Origin of the sequence: Sedimentimonas flavescens (assembly GCF_019264375.1) — a bacterium.
GTDB classification, from domain to species: domain Bacteria; phylum Pseudomonadota; class Alphaproteobacteria; order Rhodobacterales; family Rhodobacteraceae; genus Rhodobacter; species Rhodobacter flavescens.
Map to the genome: position 1 here is coordinate 1 of NZ_JAHVAI010000012.1, position 17,676 is coordinate 17,676.

The 17,676-nt window shown below is 64.4% G+C and carries 22 protein-coding genes, 3 tRNA genes and 1 riboswitch; of the genes, 2 read left to right on the forward strand and 23 right to left on the reverse strand.

Features of this window, described 5'->3' with window-relative positions; genetic code table 11:
* Positions 1 to 74: 74 nt before the first annotated feature.
* From KTQ37_RS17020 to KTQ37_RS12145, 16 genes are all read right to left on the reverse strand, one after another.
* A complete protein-coding gene (locus tag KTQ37_RS17020; RefSeq protein WP_413243724.1) occupies positions 75 to 182 on the reverse strand; it encodes a DUF6538 domain-containing protein in 108 nt (35 codons plus the stop codon).
* Between the two features lie 97 nt (positions 183 to 279).
* A tRNA-Phe gene (locus tag KTQ37_RS12075) sits at positions 280 to 355 on the reverse strand.
* Positions 356 to 527: 172 nt separating this feature from the next.
* A complete protein-coding gene (gene yacG, locus KTQ37_RS12080) occupies positions 528 to 713 on the reverse strand; it encodes a DNA gyrase inhibitor YacG (protein ID WP_218630779.1) in 186 nt (61 codons plus the stop codon).
* Positions 710 to 1,750 (reverse strand): ribonuclease E/G, encoded by a 1,041-nt coding sequence (locus KTQ37_RS12085; RefSeq protein WP_218630780.1) that lies wholly within the window; start codon positions 1,748 to 1,750, stop codon positions 710 to 712. The genes yacG and KTQ37_RS12085 overlap by 4 nt, the downstream gene beginning before the upstream one ends.
* Positions 1,750 to 2,322, reverse strand: coding sequence for a Maf family protein (locus tag KTQ37_RS12090; protein ID WP_218630781.1), 573 nt, complete (start codon positions 2,320 to 2,322; stop codon positions 1,750 to 1,752). Before KTQ37_RS12090 ends, KTQ37_RS12085 begins: the two co-directional genes overlap by 1 nt.
* Entirely contained in the window at positions 2,319 to 2,537 is a 219-nt protein-coding gene (gene infA / locus KTQ37_RS12095) for a translation initiation factor IF-1 (RefSeq protein ID WP_036636451.1), read from the reverse strand. The genes KTQ37_RS12090 and infA overlap by 4 nt, the downstream gene beginning before the upstream one ends.
* Positions 2,538 to 2,619: 82 nt before the next feature.
* Entirely contained in the window at positions 2,620 to 3,522 is a 903-nt protein-coding gene (locus tag KTQ37_RS12100; protein WP_218630782.1) for a carbon-nitrogen hydrolase family protein, read from the reverse strand.
* On the reverse strand, positions 3,519 to 4,100 hold the full coding sequence (locus KTQ37_RS12105; protein WP_218630783.1) for a GNAT family N-acetyltransferase: 582 nt from the start codon (positions 4,098 to 4,100) through the stop codon (positions 3,519 to 3,521). The genes KTQ37_RS12100 and KTQ37_RS12105 overlap by 4 nt, the downstream gene beginning before the upstream one ends.
* Positions 4,100 to 4,507, reverse strand: coding sequence for a ketosteroid isomerase-related protein (locus KTQ37_RS12110; protein ID WP_218630784.1), 408 nt, complete (start codon positions 4,505 to 4,507; stop codon positions 4,100 to 4,102). The genes KTQ37_RS12105 and KTQ37_RS12110 overlap by 1 nt, the downstream gene beginning before the upstream one ends.
* A 16-nt stretch (positions 4,508 to 4,523) precedes the next feature.
* Positions 4,524 to 4,979, reverse strand: coding sequence for an arsenate-mycothiol transferase ArsC (locus KTQ37_RS12115; protein WP_218630785.1), 456 nt, complete (start codon positions 4,977 to 4,979; stop codon positions 4,524 to 4,526).
* Positions 4,976 to 5,455 (reverse strand): UPF0262 family protein, encoded by a 480-nt coding sequence (locus KTQ37_RS12120; RefSeq protein ID WP_218630786.1) that lies wholly within the window; start codon positions 5,453 to 5,455, stop codon positions 4,976 to 4,978. Before KTQ37_RS12120 ends, KTQ37_RS12115 begins: the two co-directional genes overlap by 4 nt.
* The gene (hisD, locus tag KTQ37_RS12125) at positions 5,455 to 6,765 is read right to left on the reverse strand and encodes a histidinol dehydrogenase (RefSeq protein WP_218630787.1); all 1,311 of its coding nucleotides are present in this window, start codon (positions 6,763 to 6,765) and stop codon (positions 5,455 to 5,457) included. Before hisD ends, KTQ37_RS12120 begins: the two co-directional genes overlap by 1 nt.
* A 77-nt stretch (positions 6,766 to 6,842) precedes the next feature.
* Entirely contained in the window at positions 6,843 to 7,319 is a 477-nt protein-coding gene (locus KTQ37_RS12130) for a GNAT family N-acetyltransferase (RefSeq protein WP_218630788.1), read from the reverse strand.
* Positions 7,316 to 7,792, reverse strand: a complete 477-nt coding sequence (locus KTQ37_RS12135) for a DUF2948 family protein (protein WP_218630789.1) — start codon at positions 7,790 to 7,792, stop codon at positions 7,316 to 7,318. Before KTQ37_RS12135 ends, KTQ37_RS12130 begins: the two co-directional genes overlap by 4 nt.
* On the reverse strand, positions 7,792 to 9,060 hold the full coding sequence (murA, locus tag KTQ37_RS12140; RefSeq protein ID WP_218630790.1) for a UDP-N-acetylglucosamine 1-carboxyvinyltransferase: 1,269 nt from the start codon (positions 9,058 to 9,060) through the stop codon (positions 7,792 to 7,794). The genes KTQ37_RS12135 and murA overlap by 1 nt, the downstream gene beginning before the upstream one ends.
* Positions 9,061 to 9,234, reverse strand: coding sequence for a hypothetical protein (locus KTQ37_RS12145; protein WP_218630791.1), 174 nt, complete (start codon positions 9,232 to 9,234; stop codon positions 9,061 to 9,063). It lies immediately after the preceding gene.
* Positions 9,235 to 9,349: 115 nt separating this feature from the next.
* Between KTQ37_RS12145 and KTQ37_RS12150 the strand changes: the two genes are divergently transcribed.
* Positions 9,350 to 9,424: transfer RNA gene (locus KTQ37_RS12150), tRNA-Thr, on the forward strand.
* 80 nt (positions 9,425 to 9,504) lie between these two features.
* Entirely contained in the window at positions 9,505 to 9,867 is a 363-nt protein-coding gene (locus tag KTQ37_RS12155; protein WP_218630792.1) for a DUF6538 domain-containing protein, read from the forward strand.
* A gap of 251 nt (positions 9,868 to 10,118) precedes the next feature.
* On the opposite strand, the gene KTQ37_RS12160 is transcribed toward KTQ37_RS12155, so the two are convergent.
* The 7 genes from KTQ37_RS12160 to gltX form a co-directional block, all read right to left on the reverse strand.
* A tRNA-Ala gene (locus tag KTQ37_RS12160) sits at positions 10,119 to 10,194 on the reverse strand.
* Positions 10,195 to 10,278: 84 nt separating this feature from the next.
* Complete coding sequence (gene trxC / locus KTQ37_RS12165; RefSeq protein ID WP_218630793.1) at positions 10,279 to 10,722, reverse strand: thioredoxin TrxC; 444 nt, start codon at positions 10,720 to 10,722, stop codon at positions 10,279 to 10,281.
* Positions 10,723 to 10,850: 128 nt separating this feature from the next.
* Positions 10,851 to 13,682, reverse strand: coding sequence for an aminomethyl-transferring glycine dehydrogenase (gcvP, locus tag KTQ37_RS12170; protein WP_218630794.1), 2,832 nt, complete (start codon positions 13,680 to 13,682; stop codon positions 10,851 to 10,853).
* A gap of 4 nt (positions 13,683 to 13,686) precedes the next feature.
* On the reverse strand, positions 13,687 to 14,046 hold the full coding sequence (gene gcvH, locus KTQ37_RS12175) for a glycine cleavage system protein GcvH (RefSeq protein WP_218630795.1): 360 nt from the start codon (positions 14,044 to 14,046) through the stop codon (positions 13,687 to 13,689).
* A gap of 11 nt (positions 14,047 to 14,057) precedes the next feature.
* On the reverse strand, positions 14,058 to 15,155 hold the full coding sequence (gcvT, locus tag KTQ37_RS12180; protein WP_218630796.1) for a glycine cleavage system aminomethyltransferase GcvT: 1,098 nt from the start codon (positions 15,153 to 15,155) through the stop codon (positions 14,058 to 14,060).
* Positions 15,156 to 15,298: 143 nt separating this feature from the next.
* A riboswitch (glycine riboswitch) is annotated at positions 15,299 to 15,388 on the reverse strand.
* 94 nt (positions 15,389 to 15,482) lie between these two features.
* The gene (locus KTQ37_RS12185; protein WP_218630797.1) at positions 15,483 to 16,265 is read right to left on the reverse strand and encodes a glycosyltransferase family 25 protein; all 783 of its coding nucleotides are present in this window, start codon (positions 16,263 to 16,265) and stop codon (positions 15,483 to 15,485) included.
* Positions 16,266 to 16,280: 15 nt separating this feature from the next.
* The gene (gene gltX, locus KTQ37_RS12190; protein WP_218630798.1) at positions 16,281 to 17,609 is read right to left on the reverse strand and encodes a glutamate--tRNA ligase; all 1,329 of its coding nucleotides are present in this window, start codon (positions 17,607 to 17,609) and stop codon (positions 16,281 to 16,283) included.
* Positions 17,610 to 17,676: the final 67 nt, after the last annotated feature.

Sequence of the window (17,676 nt, forward strand, 5' to 3'; positions counted from 1 at the left end):
AGATGCTGTCGCCCGTCGAGTTCGAACGGCAGCGGAAACTGAGACCCGAAGGCGTCTAGAAAACGCGGGGCTATTCAACGAGTGGATTGATAGTGGCCTCTAAGGTCCGATGGGACTCGACGAGTGAAGTAGTAGTATCCGTCTTTCCGGAAGGTGAAGGGAACCGACTTGGTCTTCGACATGGTCTACGCTCCAAATACCCCGAATAGATCAGGGGATTAAAATCAGAGCAATTTCAGATGCTTGTCGTTCTCTCACCGAGCCATTTATGGGGTGAGATGGTGCCCGGAGGCGGATTCGAACCACCGACACGCGGATTTTCAATCCGCTGCTCTACCAACTGAGCTATCCGGGCACCGGGCCATCGGCTAGGCCGATCCGGCGTTGGTGGAGGGTTACTAGACGCTGGCGCGGGGGCTGTCCAGAGGGTTTTTCGGTTTTTTTGCGGATACTTGCAGCGCCAGCTTAAGAACCTCGACACGCCCTGAAAAATCACTGTGCAATCAAGACAATACGCAGGAATTCGATCAGTGCAGCGCGCCTTCGGGGCCACCCGGAGCGCCGTCTTGCGGGCGCTCCTCTTCCTCGGTCAGATCGCCGGGAATCACGTAGGAACCCTTCAGCCAGCGCGCCAGATCGACATCGGCGCAGCGCTTCGAACAGAAGGGGCGATATTTGTCTTCCGCCGGTTTGCCGCAGATCGGGCAGCTCATTTCGCGGCCTCCAGAAGCTGCGTCAGGGCCACACGGTCGCGCTTGCGCTGCAGCTCGTAATTCCCCAACGGCGTCCATCCGGCAAGGCTGGTCTCGGCGGCCTCGCCCTTGAAGGCCACGCGCAACTGCTGCTCCAGCGTGGCGCGGTCTTTCTTGGGCATCGGCGCGAAATCGACCGTCACCTGCCCGCCCAGACCTCGCAAGCGCAGCTGGCGCGGCAGGTCGCGCGCGGCGGCGATATTGGCCTTGAGGCTGGCGGCGGGCGAGGTATCCGCGCCCGTGTTCACATCGACCGCGATCAGCGCGCAGGTTGGCTCAATCATCATATGGCCGCCGCCGGTCAAAGCCACGCGGGGGCTTAGCACGGTGTCGATGGCCTCCAGAACGCCATGTTCCTCGAAGCCCTCAACGATCTCGTCGGGCGCGGGCTCGGCCCATTCGCGCCAGGCCTCTTCATGCGGGGCGGGCGCATCGACCAGCAGTTCGGGCTCGCCCTCGGTATCGGTGGTCACCGCCTCCGCCAGATCGCGCATCGCGGCGATATCCTCGACGATCTCGCCATCCTCGGCGCCCTCACAGGCCGAGCGCAGGATCAGCCCCATCTCGGAGCCCTCCATGACGACCTTGGCCAGCGCGCCCAGATCCTCGCGCAGGTCTTCGTCGCGGATGCGGCGCGAGATGTTCAGCCCCGGCGCGCCCGGCGTGACGATGGCGTAGCGTGACTTGAATAACAGACGCAGCGACACCGGCAGGGCCTTGCCCGCCTCGGTCCCGCCGGTCACCTGGCAGATCACCGTCTGGCCCGGCGCCAATCCCTTGGCATCGCGCAGAAAGCCCTTCTCACCGCCGGGGAGGCGCACGAAAACGCCGCCCTGACCTTTCATCTGGCGTTCGATCAGACCGCGACAGATCGCGCCCGGCACAAGCGCCACGGCGTCCGAGCTATCGACCAGCAGATCTTCAAGCTGTCCGTCAACCATAAGCGCTGCGGCCTCAAGCCCGCGCAACTGGCCCAGAACGACCACGCGTCCCTTCATCATGCCCCCTTGGCAGCGATTCCGGCTGCCCGCAACAGAACCGCGATTTCGGCCAGCGGCAATCCGACCACGCCGGTGAAAGAGCCCTGAATCCAGGGAATGAACGCCCCGGCAAGGCCCTGGATGGCGTAGCCGCCCGCCTTGCCGCGCCACTCGCCCGAGGCGAGATAGCCGTTCACATCCTCATTCGACAGCGGGCGAAAGCGCACGATGGTATCGACGAGACGTTCGTGCTGGCCGGTTGCCGTGCGCACCGCAACGGCGGTCAGCACGTGATGGCGCCGCCCGGACAGAAGCCACAGGAACTCGGCCGCCTCTTTCTCATCTTCAGGTTTCCCGAGGATACGCCGCCCGCAGGTCACCGTCGTATCGGCGCACAGCACGACCTCATCGGCGCCGCAATCGATCGCAGCGGCCTTTTCCCGCGCCATGCGCGCCACGTAATCGCGCGCGCGCTCGGCCTTCAGCGGGGTTTCGTCGATATCGGCGGGGCGCACCGCATCGGGGGACAGCCCAAGCTGCCCCAGAAGCTCGAGCCTGCGCGGGCTCGCCGATCCGAGAATTAGCTTCACTTGAAGCGGTAGTTGATACGACCCTTCGAGAGGTCGTAGGTGTTCATTTCCACCTGAACCTTGTCGCCGGCCAGAACGCGGATGCGGTTCTTACGCATCTTTCCTGCCATATGCGCGATGATCTCATGGCCGTTTTCCAGCTCGACCCTGAACGTCGCATTCGGCAGGAGTTCCTTCACGACGCCGGGGAATTCGAGCATTTCTTCCTTGGCCATGGTCACTCCTGATAAGATTACCCGCGCTATGCCGCAGGCGCGCGATACATGCGCCCGGATGCGGCAAAATTCAAGGCCAATGTCAAGTTTCGACCGGGGTTTCGCGCGTAATCGTGACGTCTTTGATCTGTGAAAGCTGCTCGGGCCAATGCGCGAAAGGCAAAACCCGGCCATCGGCACGGCTTTGCGCGACCAGATCAAGATCGACGCGACCGATAACCCAACCGGGCGTATCCAGCGCACCTTCGGCAATCACGCCGGTTTCGGGCCAGCCGGTGTCGGGCGGGCCGAAGATCGCGGCGGCGCCCCGGTTTTCATCGACGGCAGGGCACCAATGAGCATCGCCGACCGTCGGGGCCTGAACGGCAACGCACTGGTTTTCCAGCGCCCGCGCCATCGCCCCCACGCGCACCCGCGACCAGCCGGCGATCGCGTCGGTGCAGGACGGCACCAGAAGGATCTCGGCCCCGGCCTCGCACAGCGCGCGCGCAAGCAGAGGGAACTCGCTATCATAGCAGATCACGATGCCAATCTTGCCAAGCGCGGTGTCGAACAGTTGCAGCCCCTGCCCGGCCGAGACATCCCAGATCTCGCGCTCGAAGCGCGTCATCATCACCTTGTCCTGATGCCCGATCCGGCCCGCGGGGCCGAAGAAGGCCGCGCGGTTGAGGCGCTTGTCACCCTCGATCACGGGGCCGGAGGGCGCCAGGATATAGACCTCGTATTGCTGCGCGAAACCCGCGAACATCTGCTCCATGGCCGGGCGGTGTCGCGCGACCTCGTGCAACGCGGTCTCGATATTGCCCGCCACCTCTGGCCCGCCAAGCGAGGCCAGTTCCATCGCCGCATATTCGGGAAACACGAGGATCCCCGCGCCCTGCCCCACCGCATGTTCGACCCAAGCGCGCGCCTTGGCCTCATAGGCCGACCAATCCTCGAGCCAGTCAAGCGGGTAGGCCGCCGCCGCGATGGTTACTTGCCTCATAGCTCTCGCCCCCAGAATTGCAGCGGTTTTTCGGTGCTTTCAGCCTCGCCCAAATCCCGCCATTTGAAGCGCGCAACGACGCCCGGCAGGGGCGCATAGCCGCGCTTGCGCCAGAAGGCATCGAGCGGGCGGTAATCGGCGGGCCGCATCGGGTGATCGGGCGACCGGATCACCGAGCAGAACACCGAATGGCTGCGCCCGAGGCCGCGCGCATGGGCCTCGCGCGCATCGAAAAAAGCGTGTCCGAGCCCCTGCCCGCGATAGTCCGGCAGCAGGACCGACTCGGCGCAGTAAAAGACCTGATTCAGCGCCAGACCGGTCTGCGCGAAGGGGGCGGCAAAATCTTCGGCATGGTCTTCCAGCGGCGTTCCGGTCGCAGCGCCGACCAGCCGGGCACCGTCAAAAGCGCCGACAACCACCGCCGCCGCCGAAGCGCGGTAGCTTTCCAGATAGCCGCGCTCATAGTCGAGCGATCCGTCATAAAGATAGGGCCAGTCCCGAAAGACCGCGATCCGCAGCCGCGCCACATCGTCAAGCGCGGCGTCCAGCGCCGCGCCGGTCAGGACGCGGACCTCCATCAGCTGACCTGCCGGATCCAGTCGGCGAGGTTGTAAAAGGTCGTCACACGTTGGATACGCCCGTCACGCAGCGTGAAGAAGGCACCCGCGGGCAGGATGTATTTCTGGCCCTTGGCCTCGGGCAGACCATCGTCGCTGTGCAGATAGATCCCGTTCACCACGAATTCCGCCGCGGCGCGAGTACCCGCGTCATTGGCCATGACCACGACGTCGCTCAGATGCTCACGGTAGCAGCGCGTCATATGGGCGTTGAAGGCGCGGAAGGCCTCGATGCCGTGGCGGATCTGGCCCTCATTGACGTGATGCTCGAAATCCTCGGTCAGCAGGGCTTCCATCCCCGCAGTATCCCCCGCGTTGAACGCGTCATAATAGGCCGAGATCGTGGCAAGGGCAGTCGCGCGGGGCATTGCAGTCTCCGTGGGGTTATTCTTTGGGCGGGCCGAAACGCTCAATCATATGGCGTCTGATCTGCTCGCGGGTGGCGCGGTAGGCCGCCAAACGAGCCTCGCGGTTTTCGCCGGCGCCCGTTGGATCCGTGATCGGCCAGAATTCGACCGGCACATGGTGCAGCCGGGACATCTCTTCGACCATCGCGCGCGAAGCGGGCGTCAGCGCAATCACCAGATCGAATGACTCAAGACTATCCCCGAAATCCGACAATTCGTTGAAATCGCGCGAGCGGTGGCGGGTCAGATCGACACCGATCTCATGGCACACCGCGATGGTGAAACCGTCGATCTCCAGATCCGACTTCACGCCCGCAGACTGCACATAGACTTCCCGACCATAGAGCTTCTTCATCACCCCCTCGGCCATCGGCGAGCGCGTGGCGTTGTGGTCGCAGCAGAAAAGGACCGAATGGGGAAGACTGGGCATCATTTCACCGGAGCAAGAGCACAGACGAGGGTGAACAAGCGACGCGCCGTGTCAATGTCGATCTCGGCCTTACCTTCGAGGCGTTCTTGCAAGATGCGCGCGCCTTCGTTGTGGATACCGCGCCGCGCCATGTCGATCGCCTCGATCTGGCTGGGGGGCAGTCTCTTGACCGCTTCGAAATAGCTCTCGCAGATCTGGGCATAGTCCTTGACCGCCTGCCGGAAGGGGCCAAAGGACAGGTGGAACTCGGCCACCTTGTCGCCACCCTCGGTGGAGGTGTCGAACACCAAGCGCCCGTCGCGCACTGCAAGCATCAGGGCAAAGGGGCCTTCGGGCGCGGCTTCGCCCTCGCGGCCGGGAATGGCGAAGGAATTGTCTTCGAGCAGGTCGAAGACGGCCACACGGCGCTCCTGCTCGATCTCCGGGGTCGGCGCGGACAGGCCCGAGTCGTCAATTTCCAACTTGGCGATTCGTGCCATCACTCGTCTCCTTCATTCAGTGCCGCAAGGCGCGCACGCACCGACAGGCCATGCGCCTCAAGGCTTTCCGACTTCGCCAGGGTTTCAGCCGAAGGGCCGATTGCCTTGAGCGATTCGGGCGTCATCTTGGCCAAAGTCGTGCGTTTGACAAAGTCGAGGACCGAGAGCCCCGACGAAAAACGCGCCGAGCGTGCGGTGGGCAACACATGGTTGGGGCCGCCGACATAGTCGCCGATCGCCTCGGGCGTATAGGCCCCCAGGAAGATCGCACCCGCATGGGTGATCTCCTCGGCCAGCCCGTCGGGATCGGCCACGCACAATTCCAGGTGCTCGGGCGCGACGCGGTTCGACAGCGCCGCGGCCTCGGAAAGATCCTTCGCCACAATCACCGCGCCGAAATCGCGCCAGCTGGCACCGGCGATGGCGCGGCGCTCAAGCGTCTCAAGCCGCTTCTCGACCGCGCGGGTAACCGCATCGGCAAAGCCTTGATCGGTGGTGATCAGGATCGACTGGGCGGATTCGTCATGTTCGGCCTGGCTGAGCAGGTCGAGCGCGATCCAGTTTGGGTTGTTGTCGCCATCCGCGATCACCAGAATCTCGGACGGACCGGCGATCATGTCGATACCGACCTTGCCAAAGACCCGCCGCTTGGCCGCCGCCACGAAGGCATTACCGGGGCCGGTGATCTTGTCCACGGGCACGACGGTCTCGGTGCCATAGGCCAGAGCCGCGATCGCCTGCGCGCCGCCGATGCGATAGACCGTATCGACACCGGCCAGCTTTGCTGCCAGCAGCACCAGCGGGTTGACCACACCGCCCGGCGTCGGGCAGGCAACCACAAGGCGCTGCACCCCGGCAACCTTGGCCGGGATCGCATTCATCAGCACCGAGGACGGATAGCTCGCCAGCCCGCCCGGCACGTAAAGCCCCGCCGCCGAAACCGGCGTGAAGCGCCAGCCCAGCATCGCGCCCGACATATCGCGCCACATCGCATCATGCGGCATCTGGCGCAGGTGGTAGGCACGGATGCGTTCGGCCGCGAGTTCCAGCGCCGCGCGCTCTGCGGGGCTGACCTTGGCGATTTCGGCCTCGATCTCGGCCTCGGAAAAGGCGAGCGTCTCGGGCGTCAGGTCGAGCCGGTCGAATTTCGAGGTCAGCTCGATCACCGCCGCGTCGCCGCGCGCACGCACATCCGCGATGATCCCCGCCACCGCCGCATCGACATCGGGGCTGTCCTCGCGCTTCATGCCAAGCAGTGCGGTAAAACGGGCCTCGAAATCGGCATCGCTTGTGCTGAGGAAATGCGGCATCACGGTCTCCTTATCCGTTCAACGGGATAGAGAGTTGCACGCCCCTCGGCAAGCGCGCGCATTCAAAAAATAAGGCCTCAGGACAGATCCTTGCGCATCGGGCGGCCCAAAATCCAGCGCCCCTCGCGCGGCGGGCCATCGGCGTGCCAGCCGTGATGACGGTAGAAGGCAAAAGCCGTGGCGGTCGAGGTCAATAGGCCCCGGCTGCGGCCCATCCCGACCAGCTCGGCCTCCATCGCCGCGAGCAGCGCCGAGGAATAGCCCTGCAGCCGCGCCTCGGGGTGAACGTATAGAAGCGTGATCTTGCCGGTATCCTCCGGCATTCCCGCCCATTCGATGGCGCCGACCGCCTCGATCCGCTCCTGCCCGGCCACATAAAGCCGCCCGCCGGGTGCTGCGATCATCGCCGCCACACTTTCGGGCGTCTTGTTGGCCAGCCAGTTGGAAATCTTCGCCGGATCATCGTGATGATCGGCGCCGCACAGATCCCGGATCGACGCGCAGAGCACCTCGGAGATGCGCACGGCATCCTCGGGGCGCGCCGCGCGGATCATTCCGGATGCACCGGCGCCGCGCCCGACACCGCGCGGTAAGGTCGCGTCACGTCGCGCAAATCGACCGAGAGACATTCGGCCGTGGCGGCGATAGCGCCATCGCCTGCCAGCGTCAGCACGAGTTGCCCTACCCCGTCTTCGCCCGCCTCCCAGGCAATGTCGAGAATCGACAGAACCAGATCACGGTCCGCCCGGTCGATACCGCTTGAGGCCACGCGGGTTACATCCGAGATCACCAGCAGCGACTGAACCCGTTCAAAGGGCCGCCCCTCTGCCTCGGCGCGCGCCTTGTCTTCCCAACGAAAGCGATTGACCAGCAGCGCCAAACGGCGGGCCTTGGCCTCCCACACGATCTCGGTGATCGGCAGAACAGCATCCTGCACAAGCGTGGCGATCACGCCCAGATCCTCGGGCGACTCTGCCCGCAGGCTCAGCGCCCCTTCCGCCGCATCCTCGAATCGCGCGTCCGCCATCAGTCCCCCTTCACCCGCTCGATCTTGGCGCCGACGGCGCTGAGCTTTTCCTCGACCCGCTCATAGCCGCGATCAAGGTGATAGACGCGGCTGACCATGGTTTCACCCTCGGCCGCCAGCGCCGCCAGAATCAGCGATACCGAGGCCCGCAGGTCGGTCGCCATGACGCGCGCGCCCTTCAGCTTCTCGACGCCATGCACCGTCGCGTGGCCGCCATGCACCTCGATCTTGGCGCCCATGCGCACCAGTTCGGGCGCGTGCATGAAGCGGTTCTCGAAGATCTTCTCTTCCAGCACCGAGGTTCCCTCGGCCGTGCACAACAGCGCCATCATCTGCGCCTGAAGGTCGGTGGGGAAGCCCGGGAAGGGCTCGGTCACCACATCGACGGCGCGCACGCGGCCGTTCTTGCGGCTGACCTTGATGCCGGTATGGGTCTGCTCGACCGAGATACCCGCCCCATCGAGCTTTTCGCAGAAGCTCTCGATCAGGTCGATGCGGCCGCCCAGGCACTCGACCTCGCCGCCGCAGATAGCCGGAGCCAGCATATAGGTGCCCAACTCGATCCGGTCAGTGACCACCGGGTGAGTCGCGCCATGCAGCCGGTCCACGCCCTCGATGGTGATGTCCGAAGTGCCCTCGCCCTCGATCTGCGCCCCCATGGCGCGCAGGCATTTCGCCAGATCGACGATCTCGGGCTCGCGCGCGGCGTTCTTGAGAACCGAAGTTCCCTTGGCCAGCACCGCCGCCATCAGGAAGTTCTCGGTCGCACCGACCGAGGCAAAGCGCATCTCATGCACCGCGCCCTTGAGGCCGCCGCGCGCATTGGCGTGCAGATAGCCTTCCTTCAGCTCGATCTCGGCGCCCAGGGCGGCCAGCGCGTCGATGTGAATATCCATCGGGCGCGCGCCGATCGCGCAACCGCCTGGCAGCGACACGACCGCATGGCCCAGACGCGCCAGCAAAGGCCCCAGCACCAGGTTCGACGCGCGCATCTTGCGCACGATGTCATAATCCGCGACCGGGTTGATCTCACCATGGCACGAGGCCGCCAGAACCTTGCCATCCTGCAACGCCGTCACCTCAGCCCCGAGCGAGGCGAGAAGCTCCGTCATGGTGCGGATATCCGACAGGCGCGGCGCATTGGTCAGCGTCAGCGGCTCTTCGCTCAGAAGCGTTGCCGGCATCAGCGCAAGACATGCGTTCTTGGCCCCGGCAATCGGGATCTGGCCCTTGAGCGGCCCGTTGCCGCGTACGATGATCGAATCCATCTACTCGTTCCCTTCCGCCTCATCCCCGGTCTCGGCCGCCCGCGCGCGCGACTGCGCCTTGCGGCGCTGCAGATTCGCACGCAACGCCGCCGCCAGCCGCTCGTCGCGGCTCAGCTCGGCAGAGGGTTTGTCCTTACCCTGCTGGCTTTTCGATCCGGAGATTTTGTCATTCATGGCCCCTCTGTAGCCTGCCCTGAAAAATGTGTCGAGAGAGGGTGCGACTTTGCGCTTGCGCTGTTCGGCGAATACGTCTAAATCCCCGCCCACGGTCGAAACACACCGGTTCGGCGCTGTGGTAGCTCAGTGGTAGAGCACTCCCTTGGTAAGGGAGAGGTCGAGAGTTCAATCCTCTCTCACAGCACCATCTTTTCACTTTGAAAATCAAAAAGATGGCCCCTATCAAGGGCTTAGATTGACTTCGGTTCTGCACCGAGGTTCTACACCATGGTCTTGCAGATGGCTCGTCCGCACAAGAATCCAAAGTCTGGCGTCTACTATTTTCGCCAAAAGAAACCCGCCGATTTGGTGGAGGCATTTGGCCGCAAAGAGGTCATTTGGTCGCTAAGAACGAAAGACCCGGACGAAGCAAAGCTGCGATACGTTCAGACCGCGCGCAAACAGGCGATGGTATGGGCTGCATTGCGCAAACGCCCTGCGCCCCTTCCACATCAACAAATCGTCGCGTTATTCGAAGATGCAGAAAGCGGCACGCAGCCTCCTCCCGCTCTGAACCGGCCAACCGATCGCAATCGGATCTCACTGAGGCTTCGATCCTCCTCGAAGAGCCTCAACGCTGCTCTCTACTAGCCGCTCAGAGCCCAATCTCGCGCCCGGGAACCGCCGCCGCGCTCTGTCCTCTTCGTGGTGAGCGCCGGAAGCGTTCCGCATGGCCGCCAACCCGCAGATTCAGAAAGAACTATTTTGCATTGCGCGCCTTTACAGCGCGTACAGTCCGCGGTCGCATTGATGCACCGGTCTCGAAATAATGTCGCCCGTGGTCCGTCGACAAAACTATCGACGACCAATTTCCATTCACATGGTCCGGTGGCTATGGAGAATGGTGGAGCAGAGGGGGATCGAACCCCTGACCTCGTCATTGCGAACGACGCGCTCTCCCAACTGAGCTACTGCCCCTCACCGTGGGCGGGCTTTTCGCGCAGGCACGGGGCGTTGTCAAGCGCCCCAACCCGCGCTGCGCGAAAAATAATCGCGCCTGCGTCAGGCCGCCACGCCCAGCTTCGAACGCACGAAAGCTGCAAGGTCCGCCGCCGGTCTGGCACCCGCAGCGCGGGCCACTTCTCGCCCCTTCCGGAACAGGATGAAGGACGGAATCCCCTGGATCCGATAGCGTTGTGTCGCGACCGGATTAACCTCGGTATTGATCTTGGCAAGCCGTACCTTGGGCGCCAGCATCCCGGCAGCCGCCTGGAACTGAGGCGCCATCTGACGGCAAGGCCCGCACCACGGCGCCCAGAAATCCACCAGCAGCGGCAAGTCGTCCTTTTCGGCCTTCGCGAGGATCTCGAAATCCACCTCCGCGACCTTGCCCGAGTTCAGCGCACCCCCGCAAACCCCGCATTTCGGCCCCGCCTCCAGCTTCTCGGCAGGCACCCGGTTCGGCTGCCCGCACTCAAGACAGGTCACACGCATCGCTTCGGCCATGACAGCCTCCATTCGAATTCCATTTCGAGAATATATTGGAGCGCACTTGCCTGCTTGCAAGGGCAGCTCTTTCGGCTTTGCCCAAATATCCCGGGGGGTCCGGGGGGCAGCGCCCCCCGGCCTCATGCTCATTCCGCCGCGTAGGCCTCAAGCGGCGGGCAAGTGCAGATCAGGTTCCTGTCACCGAAGACGTTGTCCACCCGCCCAACAGGCGGCCAGTACTTGTCCACGCGGAACGATCCGGGCGGGAAACAGCCCTGCTCGCGCGAGTAGGGACGATCCCATTCGGCCACCAGATCCTCGACGGTGTGGGGCGCGCGGCGCAGCGGGCTTTCCTCAGCGCCGATCTTGCCATCGGCCACATCGCGCACCTCCTCGCGGATGGCGAGCATGGCGGTGATAAAACGGTCGATCTCGGCCTTGGTCTCGCTTTCAGTGGGTTCCACCATCAGCGTACCCGCCACCGGCCAGCTCATCGTGGGCGCATGGAACCCGTTGTCGATCAGTCGCTTGGCAATGTCGTCGACGGTCACACCCACCTCGGCGAACTCGCGCGTGTCGAGGATACACTCATGCGCCACGCGGCCCCGGTTGCCCATGAACAGGATCGGATAGGCCGCCTTCAGCCGCGCCGCGATATAGTTGGCGTTGAGGATCGCCACGCGGGTCGCCTGCGTCAGCCCGGCCCCGCCCATCATCAGGCAATAGGCCCAGGAGATCAGCAGGATCGAGGCAGAACCGTATGGCGCCGCCGAAACCGGGCCCTCTTCGCCGCCCACCTCGGGGTGGCCCGGCAGATAGGGCGCCAGATGTGCCTTGACCCCGATCGGCCCCATGCCGGGGCCGCCACCGCCATGCGGGATGGCAAAGGTCTTGTGCAGGTTCAGGTGGCTCACATCCGAGCCTATCTCACCCGGCTTCACCAGACCCACCAGCGCGTTCATGTTGGCGCCGTCCAGATAGACCTGCCCGCCATGCTCATGCGTGATCTCGCAGATCCGGCGCACGGTTTCCTCGAACACGCCATGGGTCGAGGGGTAGGTGATCATGCAGGCCGCAAGATTACCGCCCGCCTCCGCCGCCTTGGCCTCGAAATCCTCAAGGTCCACGTCGCCGTTCGGGGCGGATTTCACCACCACCACCTTCATCCCCGCCATCTGCGCCGAGGCCGGGTTCGTGCCATGCGCCGAAACCGGGATAAGGCAGATGTTGCGGTGCCCCTCGCCGCGCGCGCGGTGATAGGCGGCGATGGTCAGAAGCCCCGCATATTCCCCCTGCGCGCCCGAGTTGGGCTGCATCGAGAAGGCATCGTAGCCGGTGATCTCGCACAGCTTCGCGGTCAGATCGTCGATGGCCTCGTGATAACCCTGCGCCTGATCGGCGGGCGCGAAAGGGTGCAGCGCGCCGAACTCGGGCCAGGTGATCGGCATCATCTCGGCGGCTGCGTTCAGCTTCATGGTGCAGGAGCCAAGCGGGATCATCGCACGATCCAGCGCGAGGTCGCGGTCCGACAGGCGGCGCATGTAGCGCATCATCTCGGACTCGGCCCGGTTCATGTGGAAGACCGGATGGGTCAGGTAGGCGCTCTGGCGCAGCAGCTCCTCGGGGAAGCCAAGGCCAACCGTCTCGGGCACCGGATCGGTGATGCCGAAGGCGTCGAGGACGCGCACCAGCACATCGGTATCGGTCAACTCATCGACCGAGATGCCGACGCGATCGCGGCCGACCTTGCGCAGGTTGATCCCGCGGTGGCGCGCGGCGGCCATGATGCCCATCTGCCCCACGCCAACCTTGACGGTGATCGTGTCAAAGAAGGCACCCGGCGCAACCTCTGCCCCCGCGGCAACCAGCGCATCGCGCAGACGAACGGCGTTGGAATGCACCATCTCGGCGATGCCGCGCAGGCCCATCGGCCCGTGGAACACCGCGTAGAACGACGCCATCACCGCCAAGAGCGCCTGTGCCGTGCAGACGTTCGAGGTGGCCTTCTCGCGGCGGATATGCTGCTCGCGCGTTTGCAGGCTGAGGCGGTAGGCCTTGTCGCCGTGGCTGTCGATTGAGACGCCGACGATGCGGCCGGGCATGGAGCGCTTGAACTCGTCCCGGCAGGACATGAAGGCCGCGTGCGGGCCGCCATAGCCCATCGGCACGCCAAAGCGCTGCGCCGAGCCCACAGCAATATCGGCGCCCATCGCACCCGGCTCTTTCAGCAGGCACAGCGCCAGAAGGTCGGTCGCCACCACGGCGAGCGCCTTGGCGGCGTGCAGCTTCTCGATCAGGTCGGTGAAGTCGCGCACATGGCCGTAGGTGCCGGGATATTGGAAGATCGCGCCAAAGACCGCCTCGGGCACCAGATCGTCGGGCAGGCCCTTGACGATCTCGATCCCGAGCGGGAGGGCGCGGGTCTCGATCACGGCGATGGTCTGCGGATGCAGGTTGAGATCGACAAAGAAGGCGCGCGCCTTCGATTTCGCGCTGCGCTCGGCCATGGCCATGGCCTCGGCGGCGGCGGTGGCCTCATCAAGCAGCGAGGCATTGGCGACCGGCAGGCCGGTCAGATCGGCCACCATGGTCTGGTAGTTCAAAAGCGCCTCAAGCCGGCCCTGCGCGATCTCGGGTTGATAGGGGGTATAGGCGGTGTACCAAGCCGGGTTTTCCAGAATGTTGCGCTGGATCGCGGGCGGGGTGACGGTGCCGTAATAGCCCTGCCCGATCAGCGAGGTCATCACCTTGTTCTTTCCGGCCACCTTGCGCAGGCGGGCCAGCAGGGCGTGCTCGGTCAGCGGCGCCCAGCCAAGGGGTTCGGACTGACGGATGCTTTTCGGCACCGTTTCGTCGATCAGGGCGTCGAGGTTCGGCACCCCCACGGCTTTCAGCATCTCGGACATTTCCGCCGGGCTCGGCCCGATATGGCGGCGGTTCGCGAAATCGTAGGTGTTGTATGTCGTGGGGGTGAACATGCTATTACCCGATGAAATCCTTGTATTCGTCTTCCGACATGAAACCGTCGAGCTGGCTCATGTCCTCGACCTTCATCTTGAAGAACCAGGCGGCGCCAAGCGGGTCTTCGTTCACGAGGCCCGGGTTGTCGGCCAGCGCCTCGTTGACCTCAACGATCTCGCCATCGACCGGGGCGAGGATGTCCGAGGCGGCCTTGACCGACTCGATCACGCAGATCTCGTCGCCCTTGGCGACCTGGGTTTCAAGTTCGGGCAGCTCCACGAACACCACGTCGCCCAGCTGTTCCGAGGCATGGTCGGTGATGCCCACGAGCACCAGATCGCCCTCGACGCGCAGCCATTCGTGTTCTTCGGTGAATTTCATGGGGAAGCTCCTCAGCGTTTGTAGGAATGGGGATGGAAGGGCATGGGCACGATGCGCGCGGGCAGACGCTTGCCGCGCACCTCGCCGTAAACCGTGGTGCCCTCGGAAAGGTCGGCAGGCAGGTAGGCCATGGCCATCGGTGCCTCGATCGAGGGGCCAAAGCCGCCCGAGGTGACCTGGCCGATGGGCGCACCGCCCTCGGCCTCGGCATAGATATCGACGCCTTCGCGCATCGGTGCGCGGCCCTCGGGGCGCAGGCCCATGCGCAGGCGGCCAGGCCCTTCGGCCAGCTCGCGCAGGATGCGCTCGGCTCCGTGGAAACCGCCCTCGGCCCGCCGACGCTTCTGGATGGCCCAGTTCAGGCCCGCCTCGATCGGGGTGGTCGAGGTGTCGATGTCATGGCCGTAAAGGCACAGCCCCGCCTCCAGCCGCAGGCTGTCGCGCGCACCAAGACCGATGGCCGCAACCTCGTCCATCTCCAGCAATTCGCGGGCGAATTCCTCGGCCCGGTCGGAGGGTAGCGAGATTTCATAGCCGTCCTCGCCGGTATAGCCCGAGCGCGAGATCCACAGCTCGGCCCCGTTCCAGCCATGGGTCTGCACATCCATGAAGCGCATCCCGGCAACGGCCGGAACCAGACGCGCCAGCGCCGTTTCCGCCGCAGGCCCCTGCAAGGCCAGAAGCGCGCGGTTGTGGATTACACAAACGCCTTCGAGGTAATCTTCAAGGTGGCGAATGTCGGCCTCGGCGCAGGCGGCATTGACGACAAGGAACAGATGATCGCCGCGGTTGGCCACCATCAGGTCATCAAGGATACCGCCCTCGGCATTGGTGAACATCGCATAGCGCTGGCGCCCCTCGCCCAGACCGGTCACATCGACCGGAACCAATTCCTCAAGCGCTTTCGCCGCGCTGGCTGGCAGGATTACCTGACCCATGTGGCTGACGTCAAACAGCCCCGCCTGCGCGCGGCAGTGCAGATGCTCCTTCAACACACCCATCGGGTATTGCACGGGCATTTCCCAGCCCGCGAAAGGCACCATCTTGGCGCCCAGTTCAATATGCAGATCGTATAGCCCCGTCCGCTTGAGGACCGCATCATCGGCCATCTCGCCCCCTTGTCAGCCGGATGCCCGGCACCGAATCCCATGACCTTTCGGCCCGCTCGATGCCCCCTCTGTCCCTACCCCAAACGGGGCGCCTGAGATCGTTATCCCTTCGGCGGACGCGTGCGCGCCTCTCTCCAGAGTCCTGTGTCAGAACGGTCCTTTTGCCTGAGAGTTTACCGGGGCGGTTGCTCCTTCGGCACTGGTCCGGAACCAGATTCTCCCGATCCTGACCCTTCTCGGATAGCCGAGCGCCCGCGCGCCTGACAAGCACAAAATCCAGAATCGACACTTTTCGGAAGAATGCGACACACGCCCGTCGCAAATGCGTCAGGAGACCCGGCGAGACGTGATCTTGATCAGTTTGCGCCGCCAATAGTCCCGTCGACCGAAGCGCTGCCAGCGAGGTGCTGCGGGGTTCGCAGCGCGTTCCTGCGCGCGAGCAGCCTGCAAGCGCGCGCGCTCCGCCTCGAGAAACGAGCTGTCTTGATGGAGCGGAGGATGATCAACGACACGGGGTACGGTGCAGCAGGCCACCATCTGCCGAGCGACTTCGGGCCAGTCGGCCACTCTGCGCACCGGCAACCCGTCTTCTGCAATCCGGTGAGCCACGTCGCACCGCAACGGATAGCCCGTAGTCAACCAGCTCGGCGCGACCTGCTGACGAATCGCGAAACTGTCGCAACGATGGACCGGCGGGCGATGCGCCCAAACGCGCGCGTGCAAATGATCCAACTGGATGAATGGCGCGCTTCGGTAGGCCTGCTGATCGACGAACGACTTGAACGTAGGTCCCACGACGGCATCATCTTCCAGCACGATCGCACCGGGGAGGCCTTCCTCGCAGATCCGACGGTAGACCAGCAGATGCGACAGCGCGCAGCCGTATTCGCCCGGGCTCATGGGGCGTCCGAGGTTGCGCTGCGTGCCTTCGCGGTCGATCAGCGCCTCATACTCCGGCAGAACCCCCTGCCGCGCGTCGATTGCATCGAACAGGATGAACGGAAGGCCAAGGGCTTGCAGTTGCGCCGAGATCGCGCGGCGACGCTCCTGCGCCGCCGCGAGCGAGATCACAAAGATCGGCCAAGGCGTTTCATCGTGACCTGCGATCACATCACTCTCCGGGCCTTAGCCTTTCGCGCGCACCTTGTGCAGCAGCGGCATCAGGTCGGCCATCTCCGGCCCATGCGCCTGCCCGGTCAGGGCCTTGCGCAGCGGCATGAACAGCCCCTTGCCCTTGCGGCCCGTCGCTTCCTTGACGGCGGCGGTCCACTCGCCCCAAGTTTCGGCACTATAGGGCGGCGCGGGCAGCCGCGCGAGCGCCGCGGCGATGAACTCGGCATCCTCAGGCTCGATCACGGGCTCGGCGCCGTTCAGGCACAGATCGGCCCAGTGCTCCAGATCCGACAGCTTGTCGATGTTTTTCGAGGCCACGGCCCAGAAGGCCTCACCCTGCGCAGCCGGGATGCCAAGGCGCGCGATGTCGTCCTTGACCGCGTCGTAGGGCAGTTGCTGGTTGCGCGCGCGGGTCAGCGGGATCAGGTCATTGGCGTCGAACTTGGTCGGCGCCGCGCCGAACTGGCTCAGATCGAACCCATCGGCGATCTCGTCAATGCTCATTTTCAGATCGATCGGCTGGCTCGACCCAAGGCGCGCCATCATGCTCAGAAGCGCCTCGGGGGCGATGCCCGAAGCCCGCAGATCGCGGATCGACAGCGCACCGAGGCGCTTCGACAGCTCCTCGCCCTGCGCGCCGGTCAGCAGCGAATGGTGCGCGAAGGCCGGAGCCTTGCCACCAAGCGCCTCGATGATCTGGATCTGGGTCGCGGTATTGGTGACGTGATCGGCGCCGCGCACGATATGGGTGACGCCCATCTGGATGTCATCGACCGACGAGGCGAAGGTATAAAGCACCTGCCCGCCCGCCTTGATCAGCACCGGGTCCGACACCGAGCCCGCATCGATCGAGATCGGCCCGAGGATGCCGTCTTCCCATTCGGTCCGCACCTGGTCGAGCATGAAGCGCCAGTAGCCCTCGCGGCCCTCGTCGCGGTAGCGGTCCTTCTGGTCCTCGGTCAGGGCAAGGGCAGCGCGGTCATAGACCGGCGGCTTATGCATGTTCAGCAGCTTCTTGCGCTTGAGGTCCAGCTCGGTCGGGCTTTCGAAACATTCGTACAGTTTGCCCATCCGGCGCAGGCTTTCGGCCGCCGCCTCATAGCGGTCAAGGCGCAGCGACTGGCGCTCTTCGCGATCCCACTGGATGCCGAGCCATTCGAGGTCGGCCTTCAGCGCGTCCACATATTCCTGCTTCGAGCGTTCCTGGTCGGTATCGTCGATACGCAGGATGAAGGTGCCGCCGGTCTTGCGGGCGATGAGGTAGTTCATCAGCGCGGTGCGCAGGTTGCCGACGTGGATATAGCCCGTGGGCGAAGGGGCGAAGCGGGTAACGGTGGTCATGAAGGGTCTCCTGTTCCGCCTGCTCTTTCACAAAGGGCCTCTTTTGTCCATATCAAGCAGGGGCCGG

Bases quoted from the DNA above. Each gene is read 5' to 3' on its own strand.
- KTQ37_RS17020 (WP_413243724.1), bottom strand. From the start codon at position 182: ATGTCGAAGACCAAGTCGGTTCCCTTCACCTTCCGGAAAGACGGATAC.
- yacG (WP_218630779.1), bottom strand. From the start codon at position 713: ATGAGCTGCCCGATCTGCGGCAAACCGGCGGAAGACAAATATCGCCCC.
- KTQ37_RS12085 (WP_218630780.1), bottom strand. From the start codon at position 1,750: ATGAAGGGACGCGTGGTCGTTCTGGGCCAGTTGCGCGGGCTTGAGGCC.
- infA (WP_036636451.1), bottom strand. From the start codon at position 2,537: ATGGCCAAGGAAGAAATGCTCGAATTCCCCGGCGTCGTGAAGGAACTC.
- KTQ37_RS12100 (WP_218630782.1), bottom strand. From the start codon at position 3,522: ATGAGGCAAGTAACCATCGCGGCGGCGGCCTACCCGCTTGACTGGCTC.
- KTQ37_RS12105 (WP_218630783.1), bottom strand. From the start codon at position 4,100: ATGGAGGTCCGCGTCCTGACCGGCGCGGCGCTGGACGCCGCGCTTGAC.
- KTQ37_RS12110 (WP_218630784.1), bottom strand. From the start codon at position 4,507: ATGCCCCGCGCGACTGCCCTTGCCACGATCTCGGCCTATTATGACGCG.
- KTQ37_RS12115 (WP_218630785.1), bottom strand. From the start codon at position 4,979: ATGATGCCCAGTCTTCCCCATTCGGTCCTTTTCTGCTGCGACCACAAC.
- KTQ37_RS12120 (WP_218630786.1), bottom strand. From the start codon at position 5,455: ATGGCACGAATCGCCAAGTTGGAAATTGACGACTCGGGCCTGTCCGCG.
- hisD (WP_218630787.1), bottom strand. From the start codon at position 6,765: ATGCCGCATTTCCTCAGCACAAGCGATGCCGATTTCGAGGCCCGTTTT.
- KTQ37_RS12130 (WP_218630788.1), bottom strand. From the start codon at position 7,319: ATGATCCGCGCGGCGCGCCCCGAGGATGCCGTGCGCATCTCCGAGGTG.
- KTQ37_RS12135 (WP_218630789.1), bottom strand. From the start codon at position 7,792: ATGGCGGACGCGCGATTCGAGGATGCGGCGGAAGGGGCGCTGAGCCTG.
- murA (WP_218630790.1), bottom strand. From the start codon at position 9,060: ATGGATTCGATCATCGTACGCGGCAACGGGCCGCTCAAGGGCCAGATC.
- KTQ37_RS12145 (WP_218630791.1), bottom strand. From the start codon at position 9,234: ATGAATGACAAAATCTCCGGATCGAAAAGCCAGCAGGGTAAGGACAAA.
- KTQ37_RS12155 (WP_218630792.1), top strand. From the start codon at position 9,505: ATGGTCTTGCAGATGGCTCGTCCGCACAAGAATCCAAAGTCTGGCGTC.
- trxC (WP_218630793.1), bottom strand. From the start codon at position 10,722: ATGGCCGAAGCGATGCGTGTGACCTGTCTTGAGTGCGGGCAGCCGAAC.
- gcvP (WP_218630794.1), bottom strand. From the start codon at position 13,682: ATGTTCACCCCCACGACATACAACACCTACGATTTCGCGAACCGCCGC.
- gcvH (WP_218630795.1), bottom strand. From the start codon at position 14,046: ATGAAATTCACCGAAGAACACGAATGGCTGCGCGTCGAGGGCGATCTG.
- gcvT (WP_218630796.1), bottom strand. From the start codon at position 15,155: ATGGCCGATGATGCGGTCCTCAAGCGGACGGGGCTATACGATCTGCAT.
- gltX (WP_218630798.1), bottom strand. From the start codon at position 17,609: ATGACCACCGTTACCCGCTTCGCCCCTTCGCCCACGGGCTATATCCAC.